This is a genomic window from Streptomyces sp. Ac-502 (genome assembly GCF_045222935.1).
GTDB lineage: Bacteria > Actinomycetota > Actinomycetes > Streptomycetales > Streptomycetaceae > Streptomyces > Streptomyces monomycini.
Genome location: NZ_JBHFFO010000001.1, coordinates 782,802 through 802,252, shown reverse-complemented (window position 1 = coordinate 802,252; position 19,451 = coordinate 782,802). Strand labels below are relative to the sequence as shown.

Sequence of the window (19,451 nt, the reverse complement as noted above, 5' to 3'; positions counted from 1 at the left end):
AACCGGGCAATTCGTGCGGGTGTCGGGGGCTGAGCGACGGGGGCAGAGGAGGGACAGAGCCGTATGCAGCGCCGCATCCCCCTGTTCACCAGTGAAGGCGTACGGGACGCCGAGGTCACCGTCCACCCGTTCGCCGCGGGCGACGGGCTCGGCCTGACCCTGACCCGCTACCGCCGCCCGCAAGCCGCCGGTACCGCACCGGCCGACGCGGTGCTGCTCGTGCACGGCCTCACCACGTCGAGCGACATGTTCGTCATGCCCGAGCACGAGGACCTCACCACCTACCTGCTCGACCACGGCTATCCGGACGTCTGGGCCCTCGACCACCGGATGAGCAACCGCTTCCCGTACGACCTGGCCGCGCACCGCTTCACCCTCGACGACGTCGCCCTGCACGACTTCCCCGCCGCGTTCGCCGAGATCCGGGCGCACATCGGCCCGGTGGCCCGGCTGCACGTGATCGCGCACTGCCTGGGCGGGGTGACCTTCGCGATGAGCCTGGCGGCCGGCCTCGTCACCGGCGTGACCAGCGCGGTCGTCAACAGCTCCGCCCTCGTCCTGCGGCCGCCCCGGTGGTCCCGCTGCAAGCTCCTGGTCGTTCCCGGCCTGACCGAGTACGTGCTCGGCCTGCCCTACCTCAACCCCGCCTGGCCGCAGGACGCCCGGTTCACCCGCGGCCGGATGATCTCCCGCCTGGTGTCGCTCTTCCACCCCGAATGCCGGGAGCCCGCCTGCCACATGGTGAGCGCGATGTGGGGCTCCGGGCGGCCCGCGCTGTACGACCACGCCCGGATGTCACCGGTCACCCACGAGCGCGTCGCGGACCTGTTCGGCGCCACGGGGGTGCACTACTACCGGCACATCCGGGCGATCGTCCGGGCCGGCCGGGCCGTCAAGTACCGGCCCGGCGACCCGGCGTACCGCGAACTGCCCGACGACTACCTGGAGGCGGCCGCCGGTCTGACCACCCCGCTCCTGCTGACCACCGGCGAGAACAACCGCGTCATGGCCGACTCCAACCCCGCCTGCCAGCGCGAACTCGCCGCCCGCGCCCCCGGCGTGTCCCGGCTGCACGTCTTCCCGGGCTACGGCCACCAGGACGTGTTCATGGGCAAAGACAGCGCACGCGACATCTTCCCGTACCTGACCGCCTTCCTGGACGCGCACGCGCGGTGACCCGCACGCGGCAGACACCCCGGCGCTGGTCACCGCCCCGGCCCGTACACCCCCCACAGCTCCCCGGCGAAGAACTCCCCGAACCGGGCGAGCGCGGCGAGCGGCGCGGGCCCCGTCGCGCGCATGGAGGCCAGCTGCCGGACGAAGTCCAGCCGGCCCACGCGCACCACACCGGAACAGAGCGGCGGCTGTCCGGTCTCCTCGCCCGGTGCGTGCCGCCCGTGACGGATCTCGAACGCCAGGGTGGTCGTGTCCGCCCACAGGTCGGGCCCGGGGTCGTCGCCCACCTCCTTGCGGCCGGTGAGGGTCAGCGGGCGGCCCTGCGGCCCGTCCAGGTGGAGGTGGTAGAGCATCCGCCGGCGCCCCGGAGGCCCGCCCGGTACGAGCAGGTTGAACCAGCCCTCCCGTACCGGCAGCCGGCCGCCCAGCGGATCGCAGTCGACCGCGCCGCGCACGGCGGCCCGGTGGTCCGGCGAGTCGATGAAGGCATCCACGTCGTCGACGGTGACGGTCAGACGCAGGACGAGCCCCGGCCCGTCGGCCAGCGCGCCGCGCATGACCTCGGCGAACGTCAGGGCCGTGGCCGGTGCGGTGGGCGGGCGGTGCGCCCGCCGGGGCGGCCGGTCCTCCAGCAGCCGGGTGCTCATCCGGTCCGCCAGCGCCGCGATGGTCAGCGACGGGTTCACCCCGACCGGCCCCGGCAGCGCCGCGGCGTCCGCCACGTACAGGCGCGGGTGCCCGAACACCTCGCCGTACGGGTCGCAGACGGCCTCCTCCGGGCGGTCGCCGATGGGCGCGCCGCCCACTGGGTGGACGGTGACCACCCGCCGCCACCACCAGACGGGGTTGTCCAGGAACCCCGTCCCCATCGCGTCGGCCAGCCGCCGCATCGTGGTGCGGACGCCCTCGTAGTACGCCCGGCTCGTGGCGGTCGTCCACCGGACGTCCAGCCGGCCGTCCCGCAGCCCCATCACCCCGTCGGGCACGTCCCGGCCCACGCCCAGCAGCGGCAGCACCCCGGGGAAGCCCTTGCCGGGCCCGAGCAGGGCGGCGATCTCGCCGGAGAGGTTGCTGTCCGCCGCACCGAGGACGTGGTCCCGCGCCAGACCGGCGGCGAACGCGGCCAGTCGCCCGGCGCCACCGACCAGCCGCACGCCCTCCGCGAGCCAGTTCAGGAAGCCCGGATAGCCGCCGTCCTGGACGATGTGCCCGCGCCCCGGGCCGCCGTCCGGCTCGCCCACCACGCCGGTGATCACCGGCCCCCGGTCCGGGGCGGCACCGGCGTGCCCCGCCTGCCGTAGAGGAAGGTGAGCAGATCACCGTTGCCGCAGAACCGGGTGCCCAGCGCCGGGCCCAGACCGGGCAGCCGCGCCCGGTTGGTCAGCAGCAGGTGCACCGTGCCGTACGTGCCCGCCGCCAGCACCAGCCGGTCGCAGTCGATGTGGCGCCGTGGCAGATCGGCGGTGCGTACCGGCGGCCCGGCGCCGTCCAGGTCGTGCACGACGTACCCCACCCGGTAACCGCCGCCCTCCAGCGGCTCCACGGTCACGGCCTGGTGCCCGGTCCGCAGGTCGGCGCCGTGGTGGCGCGCGGCGGACAGATAGGTGTGGTCGAGGGTGTTCTTCGCGCCGTTGTTGCAGCCCAGGTCGCACTCACCGGTGAGCCGGCAGGTGCCGCGCGGCACGCCGTGGAGACTGCCGTACGGCTCGTCCGCCAGCGGCAGACCGGGGGCGGGCGGCGCGCCGGGGCGGGGGCGAAGCTGACCGCGAGCGGCGCCGGTGACCACGGCAGCCCCGCCCGCCCGGCCGCCTCCCGCAGCGCCCGGGTCTTCGGCGTACGGGCGTACGGCTCGGTGTCCACCGGGTACGGGACCGGGCGCAGCACCGACTCGACCGCGTCGTAGTGCGGGTCGAGGTCCGCGCGGGTCAGCGGCCAGCACTCGTGGCCGCCGCCGGGCAGTTCCTCCCGCCGCACGAACCAGCGCGGCTCCTTGCGGAGCAGCACGTTGGCGTAGATCAGTGAACCGCCGCCCAGCCCGCTGGAGACGAGGGAGTCGCAGCCCCCGAACCGCCAGACGTCGAACAGGCCGTACAGCCCCTCGCTCGGGTCCCACAGGGCCCGCCCCAGCTCCGCCGGGGTCCGGGGGAAACTCCCCGGCGGATACGCCCGGCCGCGCTCCAGGACGACGACGGAGAGCCCCGCCTCCGCCAGCCGGTACGCCGCCACCGACCCCCCGAAGCCGGAACCGACGACGAGCGCGCCGACCCGCTCGGGCCGCCCCGGCCCGTTCCCCGCCGACACCTCGGCCACGGTCCGTCCCTCCGGTTCGGCGGCGGCCGCGCGGGCCGCGGCGGCCGGACCTCCCAGTAGAGCAACGCTCCGCCGTGCGCACATCCGGAAGGCCGGGGCGGCCGGACGGTGCGCTCCGCGGAGCCCGCGTGCCGTGTGCCAGGAGGGGGCTCCCTGGCCGCGGCCACCGGCGTCCGAGCCGCGGATCGGCATCCGGCCCAATCCGCCCAGGCGACGTTAGCTATCCGACCAGCGGGGAACGCGTGTGCCTGCGGCCGGAACGGGGGTTCAGCCCGCCCCGCGAGGCCGCGGTCAGGCACCGGCACATCTCACGAAGAAGGGCGGAACCATGCCTGCTGCACGCGACATCATGACTCCCGGAGCCGAGTGCGTCGGCGCCGAGGAGAGCGTCCTCGACGCGGCCCGCAAGCTCACCGACCTCGGCGTCGGAGCGGTCCCGATCTGCGGTACGGACGACCGGCTCAAGGGCGTCCTGACGGACCGCGACATCGTCGTCAAGGTGCTGGGCCGGGGCAAGGACCCCGCGCAGACCAAGGCCGGCGAACTGGCCCAGGGCGAGGCCGTGACGATCGGCGCCGACGACGGCGCGGAGGAGATCCTCGCGACCATGACCCGGCACAAGGTCCGGCGCCTGCCGGTGATCGACGGCCACCGCCTGGTCGGCATGGTCGCGCTGGCCGACGTCGCCCGCGCCCTGCCCGACTCCAAGGCGGGCGATCTCCTCGAAGCCCTCTCCACCGACTGAGGGCGCCGCACACTCCCGTGGGGACGGGGTGCGGCCACGCCGGACCGTAGGCACGATGGTGTACGCGGCGTGGGCGCACCTCCGTCAATCACCGTGCACTCCGGTTCGAACATCGGTTTGGTTATGGCGCGGCCTCCGCCGTGCGGGTATACACGAGCCCACACGACGGGAGGCACACCATGGCGATCGACGACTTCACGACCTGTCTGTGGTTCGACGGCCAGGCCGAGGAAGCGGCCCACCACTACCTGTCCATCTTCAAGAACTCCCAGCTCGGCCACATCGCCCGTTACAACGAGGCCGGGCCCGGGACGCCCGGCGCGGTGATGGCGGTCGAGTTCGTCCTCAACGGCCAGAAGTTCATGGGCCTCAACGGCGGCCCGGAGTTCACGTTCAGCGAAGCCGTCTCGTTCCAGGTCCGCTGCGCCGACCAGGAAGAGGTGGACTACTACTGGGACCGGCTCACGGACGGCGGCGAAGAAGGGCAGTGCGGCTGGCTCAAGGACAAGTACGGCGTGTCCTGGCAGGTCTTCCCCACGGAACTCCTGAAGCTGGTGACCGACTCCGACCCGGCCAAGGCGAAGCGGGCCAGCGAGGCGATGTTCCAGATGCACAAGATCGACCTCGCGGCCGTCCGCAGGGCGCACGCCGGAGAGCGGTAGGGCGCGGACGGCGGGGCACGGGCAGCCCGTCCGTGCCCCGCCGTGTGCGCACCGGCGCCCCCACTCGTTTGGGGGCGCCTTTGATGGCAAACCGGGACCAACGGGTAAGCAGCCCCCATGTCTCTCGATGCTCCCCTGACGGCCGCACCCCTGCCGGTCGAAGCGCCGACGGCCGCCTCCCACCTGGCCATCGGCATCGGCCCCCTCATCGCGGGCATCGTCGTCGTCCTCCTGCTCATCGGCGCCGTGGTGTACGGCTACCGGCGCCGCGCGCGCAACAAGGACCGCCCGCCGCGCGCCCACGCACGGCCCCGGCACGCGAGGACGGCGGACCGGAACGGCACGTCGGCACGGGAGACCGACGGGGTGTCCCGGGAGAGCCATGACGCGGCACCGGCTGCCGGGGGCAAGGACATGGGCGAGTACGGGACGCGCCCCGGCGACTCCGACGAACCGCCGCCGTGGAACGAGGGGAAGAGCGGCTCGTTCGGCAACGGCTGAGGCCGCGCCCCATGGTCTTCCCCGGCGGAAGCCACCCGCACCGCCCCGCGACCGCACCGCCGACCCGGCCCACACCGCCTTCGAGGCACTCGACCGCCGCCTGCCGCTGGCCGAAGGCGCCAAGGCCCTGCTGCGCAAGGCGTTCCCGGACCACTGGTCGTTCCTGCTCGGCGAACTCGCGCTCTACGGCTTCCTCGTCCTCGTCCTCACCGGCACGTACCTGACCCTGTTCTTCGACCCGGTGACCGCGCAGACCGTCTACCACGGCCGGCACACCCCGCTGTCCGGACTGCCCATGTCGCAGGCGTACTCCTCCACGCTGCGCATCAGCTTCGACGTACGCGGCGGACTGCTGATCCGGCAGATCCACCACTGGGCCGCGCTGGTCTTCGTCGCCGCCATCGGCGTCCATCTGCTCCGCGTCTTCTTCACCGGCGCCTTCCGCAGGCCCAGGGAGGTCAACTGGATCATCGGCGTGACGCTGTTCATGCTGGCCATGCTGGAGGGCTTCGCCGGGTACTCGCTGCCCGACGACTCGCTGTCCGGCACCGGCCTGCGCACCGCGCACACCATCGTGCTGTCGATCCCGCTCGCCGGCACGTACCTGAGCTTCTTCCTGTGGGGCGGCCCGTTCCCGGGCACGGACCTCGTCAACCGGCTGTACGGGCTGCACATCCTGCTCGTCCCGGGCATCCTGGTCGCGCTGATCACGGCACATCTGATCCTGGTCGTCCACCTCAAACACACGCAGTGGAACGAGCGCGGCCGGACCAACCGCAACGTCGTCGGCCGCCCGATGTACCCCCACTTCACCGCGAAGTCCGCGGGCCTGTTCTTCATGACCGCGGGCGTTCTGACGCTCCTGGGGGCGCTGGCCCAGATCAACCCCGTGTGGGAGTACGGGCCGTACCGCGCGGACCAGGTCGCCACCGACGCGCAGCCCGACTGGTACGTCGGCTTCCTGGAGGGCGCGCTGCGGCTCATGCCGCCGTGGGAGAGCGACCTCTGGGGCCACACGGTCCTGTGGAGCGTCCTGCTCCCCGCGGTGGTCCTGCCCGGCCTGCTCTTCCTCGTCCTGTACCTCTATCCGTTCTGCGAAGCCTGGCTGACCAGGGACAGCAAGGAACACCACCTGTGCGACCGGCCGCGGAACCGGCCCACCCGCACGGGCCTCGGAGTCGCCGGCCTCGTCTGCTACGCCGTGCTCCTGGCCGCCGGCGGCAGCGACGTGACCGCCTTCGGCTTCCGCGTCTCGGTGAACGCCCTGACCTGGTTCTTCCGTATCGCCCTCGTCGTGACCCCGGTCCTCGCCTTCTGGCTCACCCAGCGGATCTGCCTCGCCCTCCAGAGCGAGGACCGCGACGCGCTGACGGACGGGGAGGAGACGGGCGAGGTGACGCAGGACGTGTGCGGCGGGCTCGGCGAGGGGCGCCGCCGCCTGTCCGCCGATCGCCGGTACCGGCTGCTCGTGCGCGACCTCCCCGAGCCGCTCCTGCCACCTGCGGACACCGCCCGTCCCACGCGCCGGCAGCGGGTCCGGCTGGCGCTGAGCCACTGGTACCACCGTGACCGGGTCGAACTGCCGGTCACCCCCGAACAACAGGCTCGCATCGCCGAGCACACGGCCGCACCGGAGCGGAGCCCGGACCGCAGCTGAAGGGGTTCCCGTACGACCTTCCTCACGACCGTCCGGCGAACTCCGACACCATGCCGACCACCCCCGCCACCAGCAGGCCGACCCCGATGACGAACAGCCACAGGCCGAAGACGACCCCCAGCGCGGTCAGCGCCACCGCCAGACCGGTCAGCGGCGGATAGCCGCTGCGCGGCGGGAAGAACCCGAGCCCGCCGGTCCGCTCGCGCACCTCCGCCTCCTTGCGGTCCTCCGGCCGCGGTCCGCGCCTGCGGTGGTTGACCGCGCAGAACCCGCTCACGAGAAGCGCCATCAGACACGAGACGGCCAGCGCCGCCGTACCGGCGGGTTCCCGGGACCACAGCGCGTAGCCGAGCCCGGCCACGAGGAAGAACCCCGCCACACCGGCGAACAGCAGCGCCTCGGCCTTCACGGGTGACGCTCCTGGTGCGGGTCGGGGGTCGGCACGTCCCCGCCGCGCTGGGGAGCGGGCAGCCGCAGCACCTCGGGATGGTGCAGGTCGAAGGCGGGCGAGTCGGACCGCACCCGGGGCAGTGCGTGGAAGTTGTGCCGGGGCGGCGGGCAGGACGTCGCCCACTCCAGCGACCTGCCCCACCCCCACGGATCGTCCACCAGCACCTTCGGCGCCCACCGCGCCGTACGCCACACGTTGTACAGGAACGGCAGCGTGGAAATCCCCAGCAGGAACGCACCGGCCGAGGAGACCGAATTCAGTACGGTGAATCCGTCGGCGGCCAGATAGTCGGCGTACCGCCGGGGCATGCCGCTCGAACCCAGCCAGTGCTGCACCAGGAACGTCAGCTGGAAACCGGTGAACAGCGACCAGAAGTGAATTCTCCCCAGCCGCTCGTCGAGCATCCGGCCGGTCAGCTTCGGCCACCAGAAGTAGAAACCGCCGAACATCGCGAAGACCACCGTCCCGAACAGCACGTAATGCAGATGCGCGACGATGAAGTACGAGTCGGTGACGTGGAAGTCCAGCGGCGGTGACGCGATCAGCACACCGCTCAGCCCACCGAGCAGAAAGGTCACCAGAAAACCGCCCGCCCACAGCATCGGCGTCTCGAACGAGACACTGCCCCGCCACATGGTGCCGATCCAGTTGAAGAACTTCACCCCGGTCGGCGCCGCGATCAGAAAGGACATCAGCGAGAAGAACGGCAGCAGCACCGCACCTGTGGCGAACATGTGATGCGCCCACACGGTCGCCGAGAGCATGGTGATGGCGATGGTCGCGCCCACCATGCCGAGGTATCCGAACACCGGTTTACGGCTGAAGACCGGGACGATCTCCGTGATCACGCCGAAGAACGGCAGGGCGACGATGTAGACCTCCGGATGCCCGAAGAACCAGAACAGGTGCTGCCACAGGACCGCTCCGCCGAACGCGGGATCGTAGAGGTGCGCACCGAACTTCCGGTCCGCCTCCAGGGCGAGCAGCGCGGCCGTCAGTACGGGGAAGGCGAGCAGCGCCAGGATCGAGGTGAACAGCACGTTCCAGGTGAAGATCGGCATCCGGAACATGGTCATGCCCGGGGCACGCAGGCACATGATGGTGGCGATGAAGTTCACCGCGCCCAGCGTGGTGCTGAGCCCCGACACCACCAGGCCCATGGTCCACAGGTCACCGCCCGCGCCCGGACTGCGGACGGCGCCGTTGAGCGGCGCGTAGGCGAACCATCCGAACGACGCGGCGCCCCCGGGGTGAGGAACCCCGAGACCACCGTCAGGCCGCCGAAGAGGAACAGCCAGTACGTCAGGGCGTTCAGACGCGGAAAGGCCACGTCGGGGGCGCCGATCTGGACCGGCATCACCGCGTTCGCGAACCCGGCGAACATGGGCGTCGCGAACAGCAGCATCATGACCGTGCCGTGGATGGTGAAGAGCTGGTTGTACTGCTCGTTGCTGACGATCTGCAGCCCGGGCCGGGCCAGTTCGGCGCGCATCACCATCGCCAGCGCACCCGCCAGCAGAAAGAAGCCAAAGGCGGTCACGAGATAGAGGTTTCCGATCACCTTGTGATCGGTGGTGGTCAGCCAGCGGCGTACCGCACGGCCCACCGTGTTGCGGGGCGCCGCGTCGTCACGGAGCGCCGCGCCGCCCTGCGTACGCGTGTCCTGCCCGACCTCGATGACCATGAACCTCCGCCCGGCCCACGCCGGAGACCGACGCGGGCACGCCGACCCGTACCGCGCGGCACGCGCACACCGGGCCGGCGCGCGGCCGCCGACCGGTCACCCGACAGCCTGACACCGGTGACGGCCGGATCGCCGGTGCCCACGGTGCGGGGCAGGCAGCCGCCACCCGGAAGGGTGCACCGGCCGTCCCTCGCGCCGGGGAAAGGCCCGCCGCGAGGGACGGCTGGTGGGGCGGCTCAGCCGTGGACACCGCTGTGGTTCAGCCGTGCACGCCGCTGCGGCTCAGGCCCGGCGCGTTTCCTCGGCGGCCGCCGGGCCGCGGCGCAGGGACAGCAGCCGCAGCCGCCACAGAAGACCGGGCCTGGCCGCGGCAGCGGGCGCGGCTCCGCCGCGGGGGCGGGGACGGGCTTCCTGCGCGGAGCGGACTCGGAGGCGGGGGTGGGGGTCGGGCCGGTGGGATTCTGGTTCGGCTCTGATTGCGGCTCGGTCTGCGGCTCGGACTTGGAATCGGGCTTCGACTCGGCTTCGTGCGGGTCGTAGCTCAGGGCACGCAGATAGCCTTCCAGCGCGTGCTGGGGGTCGATGGGCATGATGGACGCACCTCTCCTGCTGATCGCTGCTGTGCTGGTGCGGGAGCGCGGTCCCGGTCAGCAGCGCAGGACGGTGTGGCGCGCGCGGTCACCGGCGGCGTCGCGTACGTCCGACCGCAGATCGGCCCAGCGGGCGAAAAGCCTGGCGAGACGTCCGGCGTGGCACGGCAGGGACGTGGTGAGGGTCCGGGCCGCGGGGGAGCGGCCGATACGTCCGGACCGGGGCGCCCGGAGCGCGGCAGCCTGAGGGACGCTGTCGTCGGACGCCGGCTCCGCCGACATGGCGGCGGCCTCGGCCGGCCCGGCACCCGGTTCGAGGGCCGCGGGCGCCGTACCGCACAGGGCGAGCAGCACGGTGATCAGCACCAGGACACCGGTCCGTCCCACGGATCGGTGGCCCCGGCAGCCCCTCGGTTCATGCGCAAAGAGTAGTCATTCGGCTACTGTCTGCGCATGTCGTCGAACGGGTGAGATCACCGCCGCGAAAGCCGGTCACCGCCCGCGGAAAGGAGCTGCCGTGACAGCCGGCAAACGCATCCTCATCACCGGCGCGGGCTCCGGCTTCGGCCGTGACGCCGCCCTGCGCCTCGCCGAACGCGGACACCAGGTCATCGCGGCGGCCGAGAATCGTCCGCAGATGACCGAGCTGACCAGGGAGGCGGACCGGCGCGGCGTCGCGCTCCAGGTGGAGAACCTGGACGTCACCAGCGCGCTCCACCGCCGCCAGGCGCACACCTGGGACGTGGACGTGCTGTTCAACAATGCCGCCGTCGGGGAAATGGGCCCGCTGTCCGAAATTCCCCTGGAACTGCTCCGGCAGGTCTTCGAGGTGAATGTGTTCGGCCACCTCGCTTTGGCCCAGGGATTCGCCCGGCAGATGGCCGGACGCGGCAGCGGCCGCATCGTCTGGCTGTCGTCCATCGCCGGCCTGACGACCAATCCGTATCTCGGCCCGTACTGCGCCTCCAAGTACGCCATCGAGTCGATCGCGCAGGCGATGCACGACGAACTCAAGCCGCTCGGCGTCCAGGTGTGCACCATCAACCCGGGCCCGTACCAGACCGGCTTCAACGACCGGATGGGAGACGCGCTGCGCGTCTGGTTCGACCGGGAGAAATCCTTCAGCGCCGAGCACTTCACCACGGACCTCGGCGTCGAGGTACGGCTCGCCGACGATTACCACGAGATGACCGGGGAGAGCCAGCGGGACCCCGAGGAGATCGTCGAACTCTTCGTGAAGGTCGCGGAGGAGGAGTCCGGTCTCTTCCGCAATTTCCTCCCCGCGGACCGTATCGACGAGGTGAAGCGGCAGCAGGCGGCGGTCTGGGACCTCAGGCAGTGAGACCGGACACCGGGCGGTCCCGGCGGCGGGAAGCCCCGGGACGGCCCCGCACCCCACTCGGAGGAGCCGTGCCCGCGCAGACCGTCCCGCTCCGTCCCGTCCCCGGCCCCCGCGGCCTGCCGTGGCTCGGGAATCTCCCCGCCTTCGGCAAGGACCCTCTCGCTTTCATGACCCGGCTGCGGGACGAGTACGGGGACGCCGTGACGTGGTCCCTCGGCCCGCAGCGCAGCCTGTTCCTCTCCCACCCGCAGCACATCGCCGAATTTCTCGCCTCCCGGGAGCACGCCTACGGCCTCCTGGAACTCGGCTGGGCGTTCCAGCGCCTCACCGGCACGAGCGTCGTCCGCAGTACGGGTGCCGACTGGCGCCGCAAACGCAGCCTGGTCCAGCCGGCCGTCCGCCCGCGCCAGGTGCACCACTACGCCCGGACCATGGTCGACAGCGCCCTCGCGGCGGCCGGCCGGTGGCGCGCGGGCGAACGTGTCGACGTACAGCGGGAGATGACGCTCCTCACCCAGCGCATCGTGCTCCGTACCCTGTTCGGCAACGATCTCGGCGACCGCACCCGGGCGCTCGGTGAGGCGATGGCGGTGGCCGAGCAGGTGATGGCCGCCGAGCTGCGCGGCGTCGGACTCTTCCTGCCGCACCGGGTGCCCACCCCTCCCGGCGGCGCCTGCTGCACGCCGTCGCCACCATCGACGCCGAGGTGCACCGGCTGATCGGCGCGCGGCAGGGCGGACCGGCCGCCGACGGCGACACCGACACCGACGCAGGTGGAGACCGGGGCCGAGGCGAAGGCCGGACCGGGATCGGAGACGACGACCTGCTGACCCGCCTCCTCGAAGCCCGGGACGAGGAGGGCCGCCCGCTCACCGCCAAGGAGGTACGCGACGAAGCGGTGACCCTCTGGGTCGCCGGTCACGAGACCACCTCCACCGCGCTGACGTGGACCTGGTACCTGCTGTCGCGGTCACCTCGAGCGCGGGATCGGCTCGACGACGAACTGGACCGGGTCCTCGGCGGTCGCCCGCCCACCGCCGACGACTACGGACGCCTCGCCTGGACCCGGCAGATCGTCAAGGAGACCCTGCGGATCTATCCGCCGTCCTGGGTGATTCCCGCCGTGGCCCGGGAGGGCGCCGTGCTGGGCGGCACCGCCGTCCCGGCCGGGACGGCGGTGTGGTGCAGCCAGTGGACGACCCACCGCGACCCGCGCTGGTTCCCCGACCCGGCGGCGTTCCGCCCCGAACGCTGGGACGCCGACGCCCCCGACGCCATCCCCGACCACGCCTGGTTCCCGTTCGGCGGTGGCCCCCGTGGCTGTATCGGCGCGCGGTTCGCGCAGGTGGAGGCGGCGTTGCTGCTGGCCACCCTGGCGCAGCGCTTCCACCTGGACGTCGCGCCGGGCGACGTCCCCCACCGCACCGGCATCCTGATCCAGCCCGCCATGCCGTTGACCGCCACCCTGCGTGCGCGGGTGCGTCCGTGACCGTCAGCCCGTACCCGTGCCGTAGCCGGTTCAGCCCAAAATGCCCAGCTCGGTGTCCGGACGGCAGCCGTAACACGCCTCCACGCCCCGGCTCAGGGCGTCGGCCGCCTGCGCACGGCTGATGGCCCGGCCGCGCGCCTGGCCACACCCGCCGACATGAACGCGGACGGGCCGCCCGTTGCGGCCCCCGAGGCGCTCGGTCTCCAGCAGCCAGTCGGGCCGGGGCGGCCGGACCGGTACGGGGCGGTCGCGCTCCTCTTGTTCGAGGTGCTGGATACGGGCCCGGACGGCGGCGAGCTGCAGGCGCAGCCACGTCTCCAGGGTGCGGAGGCGCGGCAGGTCAGGGGGCAATTCGCTCACGCGTTCGAGTCTAGTCCTTCCGTCGTCCCGCCTCGAACGGTCTGTCCGTGACTCTCGAACGGTCCGTCCCTGACCCGGACCTCGGAGCCGATGAACAGGCGGGGGAACGTGAGCATGCGGACGTCATCGCTACGGTCGCCGGATGGGGAACTGGCACGAGGACGGCGTCCGCGCACGGATACGGGAGATGGCCGCACGAGACCCGGAACGGAAGCGTTTCGGGGCGTGCACGCACGGCTACGCCTTGGCGCCGCCGCTCCCGGAGGCGGAGATCCGGGCATTCGAGCAATCCCACGGCATCGCGCTGCCGGCGGAGTACCGGTCCTTCGTCGCCGAGGTGGGCAACGGCCCGGCCGGGCCCGGCCACGGCCTGATGCCGCTGGCCGTTCCCCGTCCGGAGGCCGACGAGGAGTGGGCCGTGGACGACGTGTGGGCGGAAGACCGGCTGCCGGGCCGGCTCGCCGAACCGTTCCCGCTCACCGCACCGCTGCCCGGCCGGATCGGGACGCCGGTCGACGAGCTGACCCGGGGCACCCTCATGCTGGCCGAACAGGGCTGCGGCATCTTCGTCCGGCTCGTCCTGAACGGCCCGTACGCGGGCGAGATGTGGCAGATCGATCCCGACTGGGGCGGCTTCGTGCCGATCGGTCCCGACTTCCGTGCCTGGTACCGCGACTGGCTGGCGGGCCCGTGAGCCCACGCCCCAAGTCCGACGGAGCACGCCACTCGTACCGGGGCGTACGGGCCCGGAATCACCGCACGGCGTCCTGGCCGGTGGTGACGGGCGCGGGGGAGAGGGCAGCGGCGCGGGCCGGGGGCCGGCAGGCCACCGCGGCGCACAGCAGGGCGGCCGCGATGCCGCCCAGGTGAGCGCGGCTGGAGAGAGTGGTGGTCAGCACGCATTCCAGCGAGAAGGTCACCACCGTACCCATGCTCAGCACGGGAGCCCGGCAGGCCCATCCGGTGCAGATCAGCAGCCCCAGTACGGCCGCGGATGGCCCGGTGTCGGCCAGCGCCGCCTCGGCCGGCGGGACCGCCAGGACGTGGCCCGGGCCGAGGGTGAGCAGGAAGCGCGCGAAGAACGTCGCCGCGGCCGTGACGACGAGGGACACGGTCAGTGTGCGCAGCGTCCCGAGGACGCACTCGGCCACGCCGAAGATCACGGCCACTTGCAGGAGCGCTCCCCACCACGGGAGCCCCGGCGCGGGCGCGAACAGCGACAGCGGCAGTCGCAGCAGCACCAGCCGGACCGGGACGTCCGCCCGCACGCCGCCGAGCGACCAGACCAGCCGTTCTCCGGCGTCCGTCAGGGCCAGGGCGTGAAAGACGATCACGAGGAGGGTGGAGACCGCCGTCAGAGGTACCGCGGCCAGGCGGCGACGGCACAGCGCCGTCCAGGTCGGCCCGGCGACGCGGTGCCACTGCGCCAGGAGGGCCCGGCCGATGCGCGTCGGCAGGCCGGTCGCGCTCTCCCGCGGCCCGCCGGCCGCACGGTCGCCGTCCGCCGGGCACCGCCCTGGCCCCGAGCGGCCCCTCTCCGGCGACAGCGGCCGCAGCCCGGCACGCGGAAGCCGCCGCTTCGTATCGACGAGACCCTGCCCCTGGCGCGACAGCCCCTGCCTCCGGCGCGGCAGGCCCTGCTCCCGGCGCGGGAGGCCTTGTCCCCGGCGCGACAGCCCCCGCTCCCGGCGCGGAAGGGGCCGCCATGAGCGGGTCACGAGCCGGTCCTCTTCGTCATCGCCCCTCCGGCGCGAACCGGCGACCGGGTCGCGGTCCGGCGATCGTGGTCAGCCGTTGTTCAACGCGTACGCCACTCGTGCCTCGCATACCTCACAGGTACCTCAGCCTCGTGTACCTCACAGGTACCTCACTCGTCCCCGACAGGGCTCCCACGGGCCCGCCGGACTCCGCCGGTTCACTCTTTCGCCACGAGTGCCCCGACGGGCCGCATGCATGTCGGCCATCCGCGGCTGAGACCGCGTCAGTCCACCCGCACGGGCGGCTGCTCCGCCGGAACCGGCCGGCCACGGCCCGGCCGTCCGCCCCGCGTCCTGCGAGGATGTCAAAATACGACGTTCCTCGTACAATGATGATCCCCGGCAGGAACCGACCGCCCGGAGCCGACTTCCAGGAGCCGCCATGACGACCACCACGACATCCGCCGACCGGCCCGGTGCCCGCGTCCTGGACCACCCGGACCGTTCGGCGATCCGTCTCGAAGACGTACTGCACGCGCTCGCCGACCCGATGCGGCTGCGGATCGTACGCCGCCTGGCCGCCGCCCAGGGCGAACTGTCCTGCACGGTCATCGAGCTGCCCGTCAGCAAGTCGACCTGTACGCATCACTACCGCGTACTGCGCGAGCACGGCGTCATCAGTCAGATCTACCGCGGCACCGCCAAGATGAACGTACTGCGCCGCGCGGACCTGGACGAACTCTTCCCCGGCCTGATCGAGCGTGTCCTGAAGGCAGCGGAACTCCAGGACGAACGCCTCGACGCGTAACGGCACCCAGGGACCGCCGGACCGCTCCGACGCCCCAGCTCAGCCACCCCCGTCCCTGTCCCCGCTCATCCTGCCGTCCCCGGCCTCCTCCCCACCCCCGGCTGCCGCCAGCAGCTCGGACCAGTCGGCGATCTTCACGATGGTCCGCCCCAGCCCCCGGCCGAGTGCCGCCTCCGCCGCCTCGATGCCCAGCCAGCCCGGCCAGCGGACCGGCCGCTGCCCGCTACGCAGCAACGCGGTCACCGGATCGTCCGGCAACGGCTCGCGCGCCAGCTCGTCCGCGTCCGCCAGCAGCGCGGCCGCGGTCTGCTTCGCACACGGCCGGTTCGTGCCGATCACCCCGGTGGGCCCCCGCTTGATCCACCCCGCCACGTACTCGCCGGGACACGGCACACCCTCCCGGAGCACCCGGCCCTCCACGTGCGGCACGGTCCCGGTGGCCGCGTCGAACGGCAGCCCCGGCTGTGGCATCCCCTGGTACCCGACCGAGCGCAGGACCAGCTGCGCCGCGATGTCCTCGTACTGTCCGGTCCCCGTGACCCCGCCCAGCCCGTCCGGTACCGTCCGCTCGAACCGCACCCCCGCACCCCCGACTCCGCGTCACCGACCACCTCGACCGGCCGCAGAAAGAACCGCAACCGAACCCGCCGCCGCCCCCCGAGCACCCCCAGCCCCTCCGCCCCCTTCCCCTCGGCCCAGCCGCGCAGCACCTCCACATTGCGCCGGTTCACCGCGGGCAGCCCGGAGGGGTCGCCGTACGCCGGGTCCAGCGCCAGCTCCTCGGACTGTACGAGCACGTCGGCGCCCGGCAGCGCACCCAGTTCGCGCAGTTCCTTGGTGGTGAACTTGGCCTGCGACGGCCCCCGCCGCCCCACCATCCACACGTCCTCCACCCGGCTCTCCGTGAGCGCGCCGAGCGCCGCCTGCGGCACGTCCGTACGCGCCAGCTCGTCGGCCCCACGGGCGAGGATCCGCGCCACGTCCACCGCGACATTGCCGACGCCGATCACCACCGCCGACCGCGCGGTCAGCGGGAAGTGGCCGTCCGCCGCGTCCGGGTGCGCGCTGTACCAGGAGACGAAGTCGGTGGCGGAGTGGCTGCCGGGCAGGTCCTCACCCGGGATGCCGAGGTGGCGGTCGGTGGCGGCTCCCACGCAGTACACCACCGCGTGGAACATGCGCCGCAGCTCCCGCGGGCCGAGACCGTCGGCCCCGACGTCGACATTGCCGAGGAAGTGCACGCGCGGGTGCTCCAGCACCGTACGGAGGTTGTGCTGCAACGACTTGATCTTCTCGTGGTCGGGCGCGACCCCGTACCGGACCAGCCCGTACGGGCACGGCAGCCGGTCGAGCACGTACACCTCGACGTCGGGCACGGCCTCCTGCCCGACCAGCGCCTGAGCGGTGTAGACGCCACTGGGTCCCGAACCGATCACTGCGACACGAAGCACGGAAGGCCCCTTCCAGCGGAGTACTTCCAGAGTCGCACCGGTGTGGGACGCGCGGGAGGTGTCCGCCGGGCCTACCCGACGGAAGGGCGGCGACGGCAGACCGTAAACCGGCAGAGTGAACCTCGCGCCCGAGTCAGCAGTCACCCGATGGAGCGATTCCGCGGGGCCCTGGAGTTCGCCCCCTATCCCTCCGCAGCAGCACCTTCCCGCCCCAGAACCGGCGGCGAGTCCTGTACCGGTGATGAATCCTGCACCGAAGACATCTTCTGAATCGCCGGCGGATCCAGCACCGGCGGCGGATCCAGCACCTGAGGCGGATCCAGCACCTGCGGCGGGTCCAACACCTGAGGCGGATCCAGCACCGGGGGCGGGCCCTCCAACGGCGGCTCCGGTCCTTCGCTCGGCGGGGTCCCCAGCTCCCAGTCCAACCCGTACCGCTGGAACAACTCGGCCCGAAGCCGCGCGGCAGGCATCGGGGCGCCTGGCAACAACACCGCCACCACCGACCCCATCAGCAACGCCCGCAACAGCCGGTAGTCCGTGTCCGCGTCCTCGGTGCCGTACCGCTCCACCGTGTCACGCAGCAGGAACGCCAGTCGCTGCTGTTCGGGGCACTGGATGAAACCTTCCGCCGTCAGAATGCCGGCCATGTGCGTACGCATCAGCAGCGGACGCTCCTGCGCCAGCCCCAGAATCGCGTCGATGGCCCGCGCCAGCCGCTCGCGGCCCGCGCCCTCGCCCGCCGGCACCGGCTCCCGGTCGAGCGCCGCCTGCAACGAGTGGTGCATCAGCCGGTGCACGGCCGACTGCAGCAGCTGCCGCTTCCCGGGGAAGTAGTACGAGATCAGCCCACGCGCCGACCCGGCACGGCAGGCGATGTCCCCGAGCGTCGTCGCCTCGTACCCGCGCTCGTCCACCAGCTCGACGGTCGCCTGCAACAAACGCTCCCGGGAACGCCGCCGCAACTCTTCATTGACCGAGGGGCTGCGGGGGGACATGCTGATAACTCCTGCGTTGACTGGCTGAGAGCCAATATACTCAGCAGACCTCCGGCTGTCCGCCCCCACGCGGCCAGGACACCGGACGAGCCGCCTGGGTCGGGCGACGCGGGGGATCGCCCGACCCGGGCGGGGTGATGTCAACCACCCCCTCTGCGACCTGCAAATGCGCAGGTCGCAGAGGGGTGGCGGGTCGGGGCAGCTGAGCAAGTTCGATCACCTCTGACCATCTCTGGTCGTATTGATGCTGACTCAATGCTGACTTTCCTGATGGGGGGTGCCTCTCCCCGGTCATCGCTTGCCGCTTGCCGACTCCGACGAGCGGCAAGCGGAACGCATCAAAGAGGTGCGGCGGTTCGGCGTCGAGTCGCTTCAGGGCCGGTTTCCCACGCCGGTGGCCAGTTCCCACGCGCGGCCCGCAGGCTGCACCCGCCTCGCGAGCGGTGGTGTGGGCCCGCCGCCAGCCGCTCGCAGGCCCTGCACGAATCCAGGGCAGGAATTCGGGCCTGACCAGGGCGTTGGGCAGGAAGGGGCCGGCGAACAGCCGGCGCTGCTCGGCGGCCGACTCCCGCTGGAAGATGAAGCCCGGCCGCATCCGGACCACGCGCGTGGCCGGGTGGCGCTGCTCGAAGGCGTCCAGGACGCGCTCCAGGTACGCCTTCTCCCGGGTGTAGGCGGCTTCGGGCCAGCCGTGCGTCGGCCATTCCTCGTCCACCGGCCGGTCCTTGGGGCCGGGCGAGTAGGCGCCCACCGAAGAGGCGTGGAGCAGCGTCGGGACGCCCGCGGCGGCCACCGCGTCGAAGACACGCAGGCTGCCCAGGACGTTCGTGCGCCAGGTGGTGTGCGGTGTGTGCGTGGGCTGGAGCAGCCAGGCCAGGCGGACCACCGCGTCCGCGCCTCGGAAGCATGCGGTGAGGTCGGTGTTCCCGTCGGCGAGGTCGGCACCGGCCCATGTGGTCTTCGGCGGCGACCACTCGGGCACACGCCGGGCGATCCCGACCACCGGTGCGATGTCCGGGTCCTGCCCCAGCGCCCGGACGACGTCCGTTCCGACGTTTCCGGTGGCCCCGGTGACCACCACCCGTCTGCCCGCTGTCTCACCCATGGGTTTCCCTCCGTACGGCCGGACCCGCGACGTCCCGCTGCGGGTAACCCGCTGACCGGCGCTCACATCCCGTAGCGGGTGCCGGGCGCACGTCGTACGCGGCCGTACGGACACCACGGCCGTCGGTCCGTACGGAAGGGCCCGACCGTCGCGCGCGTGCCCGTGGGGCCGTTCGGGTGACGTGCCCGTCACCGGTCTCCGCGGGCATGATCGCTCTCGGCGTCCTGCTCGGCCGGCGTCCGACCGTCGACAGGTGACCAGGAGTACCCGGCATGGCCCTTTCGAGCGCGGGACAGACGGTCCGGCAGCTCGGTGGCGAGGCCGGCGTGATGGCACGGCAACGGCGCGACCACATCGGGCTGGACCGGCTGACGAACCACTACACGTCCGGTGGCGCACCGGAGGCGGAGCGGCAGCGGACGCTC

General features: G+C 72.5%; 17 protein-coding genes and 4 pseudogenes. 9 read left to right on the top strand and 12 right to left on the bottom strand.

All coding sequences use genetic code 11. The features are described 5' to 3' along the window. Positions 1-63 precede the first annotated feature (63 nt). Positions 64-1,176, top strand: a complete 1,113-nt coding sequence (locus ACEXOX_RS03575; RefSeq protein WP_406519044.1) for an alpha/beta hydrolase — start codon at positions 64-66, stop codon at positions 1,174-1,176. A 29-nt stretch (positions 1,177-1,205) separates the two neighbouring features. On the opposite strand, the gene ACEXOX_RS03570 is transcribed toward ACEXOX_RS03575, so the two are convergent. Genes ACEXOX_RS03570 through ACEXOX_RS03560 form a run of 3 tightly spaced genes read right to left on the bottom strand, consistent with a single transcriptional unit; the run spans position 1,206 to position 3,486 of the window. Next, positions 1,206-2,432, bottom strand: a complete 1,227-nt coding sequence (locus ACEXOX_RS03570) for a GMC family oxidoreductase (protein WP_406519042.1) — start codon at positions 2,430-2,432, stop codon at positions 1,206-1,208. Further along, positions 2,429-2,725, bottom strand: coding sequence for a hypothetical protein (locus tag ACEXOX_RS03565; protein WP_406519040.1), 297 nt, complete (start codon positions 2,723-2,725; stop codon positions 2,429-2,431). The genes ACEXOX_RS03570 and ACEXOX_RS03565 overlap by 4 nt, the downstream gene beginning before the upstream one ends. Beyond that, complete coding sequence (locus ACEXOX_RS03560; protein ID WP_406519038.1) at positions 2,722-3,486, bottom strand: NAD(P)-binding protein; 765 nt, start codon at positions 3,484-3,486, stop codon at positions 2,722-2,724. The genes ACEXOX_RS03565 and ACEXOX_RS03560 overlap by 4 nt, the downstream gene beginning before the upstream one ends. 328 nt (positions 3,487-3,814) lie before the next feature. Here ACEXOX_RS03560 and ACEXOX_RS03555 point away from each other — a divergent pair, with 328 nt between their 5' ends. The 4 genes from ACEXOX_RS03555 (at position 3,815) to ACEXOX_RS03540 (ending at position 7,051) form a co-directional block, all read left to right on the top strand. Continuing rightward, positions 3,815-4,231 carry a CBS domain-containing protein gene (locus ACEXOX_RS03555; protein WP_406519036.1) on the top strand — a complete coding sequence of 139 codons (417 nt, stop codon included), beginning with the start codon at positions 3,815-3,817 and terminating at the stop codon, positions 4,229-4,231. Between the two features lie 179 nt (positions 4,232-4,410). Then, positions 4,411-4,893: a VOC family protein gene (locus tag ACEXOX_RS03550; protein ID WP_406519034.1), complete on the top strand. Its 483-nt coding sequence runs from the start codon at positions 4,411-4,413 to the stop codon at positions 4,891-4,893. Between the two features lie 117 nt (positions 4,894-5,010). Beyond that, the gene (locus tag ACEXOX_RS03545; protein WP_406519032.1) at positions 5,011-5,394 is read left to right on the top strand and encodes a DUF6479 family protein; all 384 of its coding nucleotides are present in this window, start codon (positions 5,011-5,013) and stop codon (positions 5,392-5,394) included. Next, positions 5,276-7,051, top strand: a complete 1,776-nt coding sequence (locus tag ACEXOX_RS03540) for a cytochrome bc complex cytochrome b subunit (protein ID WP_406519030.1) — start codon at positions 5,276-5,278, stop codon at positions 7,049-7,051. Before ACEXOX_RS03545 ends, ACEXOX_RS03540 begins: the two co-directional genes overlap by 119 nt. 22 nt (positions 7,052-7,073) lie before the next feature. On the opposite strand, the gene ACEXOX_RS03535 is transcribed toward ACEXOX_RS03540, so the two are convergent. The 4 genes and pseudogenes from ACEXOX_RS03535 to ACEXOX_RS03520 form a co-directional block, all read right to left on the bottom strand. Then, positions 7,074-7,460, bottom strand: coding sequence for a cytochrome c oxidase subunit 4 (locus ACEXOX_RS03535; protein WP_406519028.1), 387 nt, complete (start codon positions 7,458-7,460; stop codon positions 7,074-7,076). Beyond that, a pseudogene (gene ctaD, locus ACEXOX_RS03530) lies at positions 7,457-9,186 on the bottom strand (cytochrome c oxidase subunit I). Before ctaD ends, ACEXOX_RS03535 begins: the two are co-directional and overlap by 4 nt. Positions 9,187-9,422: 236 nt before the next feature. Next, the gene (locus ACEXOX_RS03525) at positions 9,423-9,776 is read right to left on the bottom strand and encodes a hypothetical protein (protein ID WP_406519026.1); all 354 of its coding nucleotides are present in this window, start codon (positions 9,774-9,776) and stop codon (positions 9,423-9,425) included. Between the two features lie 57 nt (positions 9,777-9,833). Then, positions 9,834-10,163 carry a hypothetical protein gene (locus ACEXOX_RS03520; RefSeq protein ID WP_406519024.1) on the bottom strand — a complete coding sequence of 110 codons (330 nt, stop codon included), beginning with the start codon at positions 10,161-10,163 and terminating at the stop codon, positions 9,834-9,836. Positions 10,164-10,293: 130 nt separating this feature from the next. Here ACEXOX_RS03520 and ACEXOX_RS03515 point away from each other — a divergent pair, with 130 nt between their 5' ends. Together ACEXOX_RS03515 and ACEXOX_RS03510 are read left to right on the top strand one after the other, a co-directional pair. Further along, entirely contained in the window at positions 10,294-11,118 is an 825-nt protein-coding gene (locus ACEXOX_RS03515; RefSeq protein WP_406519022.1) for an SDR family oxidoreductase, read from the top strand. Positions 11,119-11,186: 68 nt separating this feature from the next. Beyond that, positions 11,187-12,607: pseudogene (locus ACEXOX_RS03510) on the top strand (cytochrome P450). Positions 12,608-12,637: 30 nt separating this feature from the next. On the opposite strand, the gene ACEXOX_RS03505 reads toward ACEXOX_RS03510, so the two are convergent. Beyond that, a complete protein-coding gene (locus tag ACEXOX_RS03505; RefSeq protein WP_406519020.1) occupies positions 12,638-12,967 on the bottom strand; it encodes a DUF6233 domain-containing protein in 330 nt (109 codons plus the stop codon). Between the two features lie 142 nt (positions 12,968-13,109). On the opposite strand from ACEXOX_RS03505, the gene ACEXOX_RS03500 reads away from it, so the two are divergent. Continuing rightward, on the top strand, positions 13,110-13,661 hold the full coding sequence (locus ACEXOX_RS03500; RefSeq protein WP_406519018.1) for an SMI1/KNR4 family protein: 552 nt from the start codon (positions 13,110-13,112) through the stop codon (positions 13,659-13,661). 58 nt (positions 13,662-13,719) lie between these two features. Here the strand turns inward: ACEXOX_RS03500 and ACEXOX_RS03495 are convergent, their stop codons facing one another. Then, entirely contained in the window at positions 13,720-14,685 is a 966-nt protein-coding gene (locus ACEXOX_RS03495; RefSeq protein ID WP_406519017.1) for a hypothetical protein, read from the bottom strand. A 421-nt stretch (positions 14,686-15,106) separates the two neighbouring features. Here ACEXOX_RS03495 and ACEXOX_RS03490 point away from each other — a divergent pair, with 421 nt between their 5' ends. Then, on the top strand, positions 15,107-15,472 hold the full coding sequence (locus tag ACEXOX_RS03490; protein ID WP_406519015.1) for an ArsR/SmtB family transcription factor: 366 nt from the start codon (positions 15,107-15,109) through the stop codon (positions 15,470-15,472). A 39-nt stretch (positions 15,473-15,511) separates the two neighbouring features. Here ACEXOX_RS03490 and ACEXOX_RS03485 read toward each other — a convergent pair. From ACEXOX_RS03485 to ACEXOX_RS03475, 3 genes and pseudogenes are all read right to left on the bottom strand, one after another. After that, a pseudogene (locus ACEXOX_RS03485) lies at positions 15,512-16,923 on the bottom strand (FAD-dependent oxidoreductase). 353 nt (positions 16,924-17,276) lie between these two features. Next, positions 17,277-17,921, bottom strand: a pseudogene (locus ACEXOX_RS03480) (TetR/AcrR family transcriptional regulator); the annotation flags it as partial. 40 nt (positions 17,922-17,961) lie between these two features. After that, on the bottom strand, positions 17,962-19,026 hold the full coding sequence (locus ACEXOX_RS03475) for an NAD-dependent epimerase/dehydratase family protein (protein WP_406519013.1): 1,065 nt from the start codon (positions 19,024-19,026) through the stop codon (positions 17,962-17,964). Between the last annotated feature and the right edge of the window lie 425 nt (positions 19,027-19,451).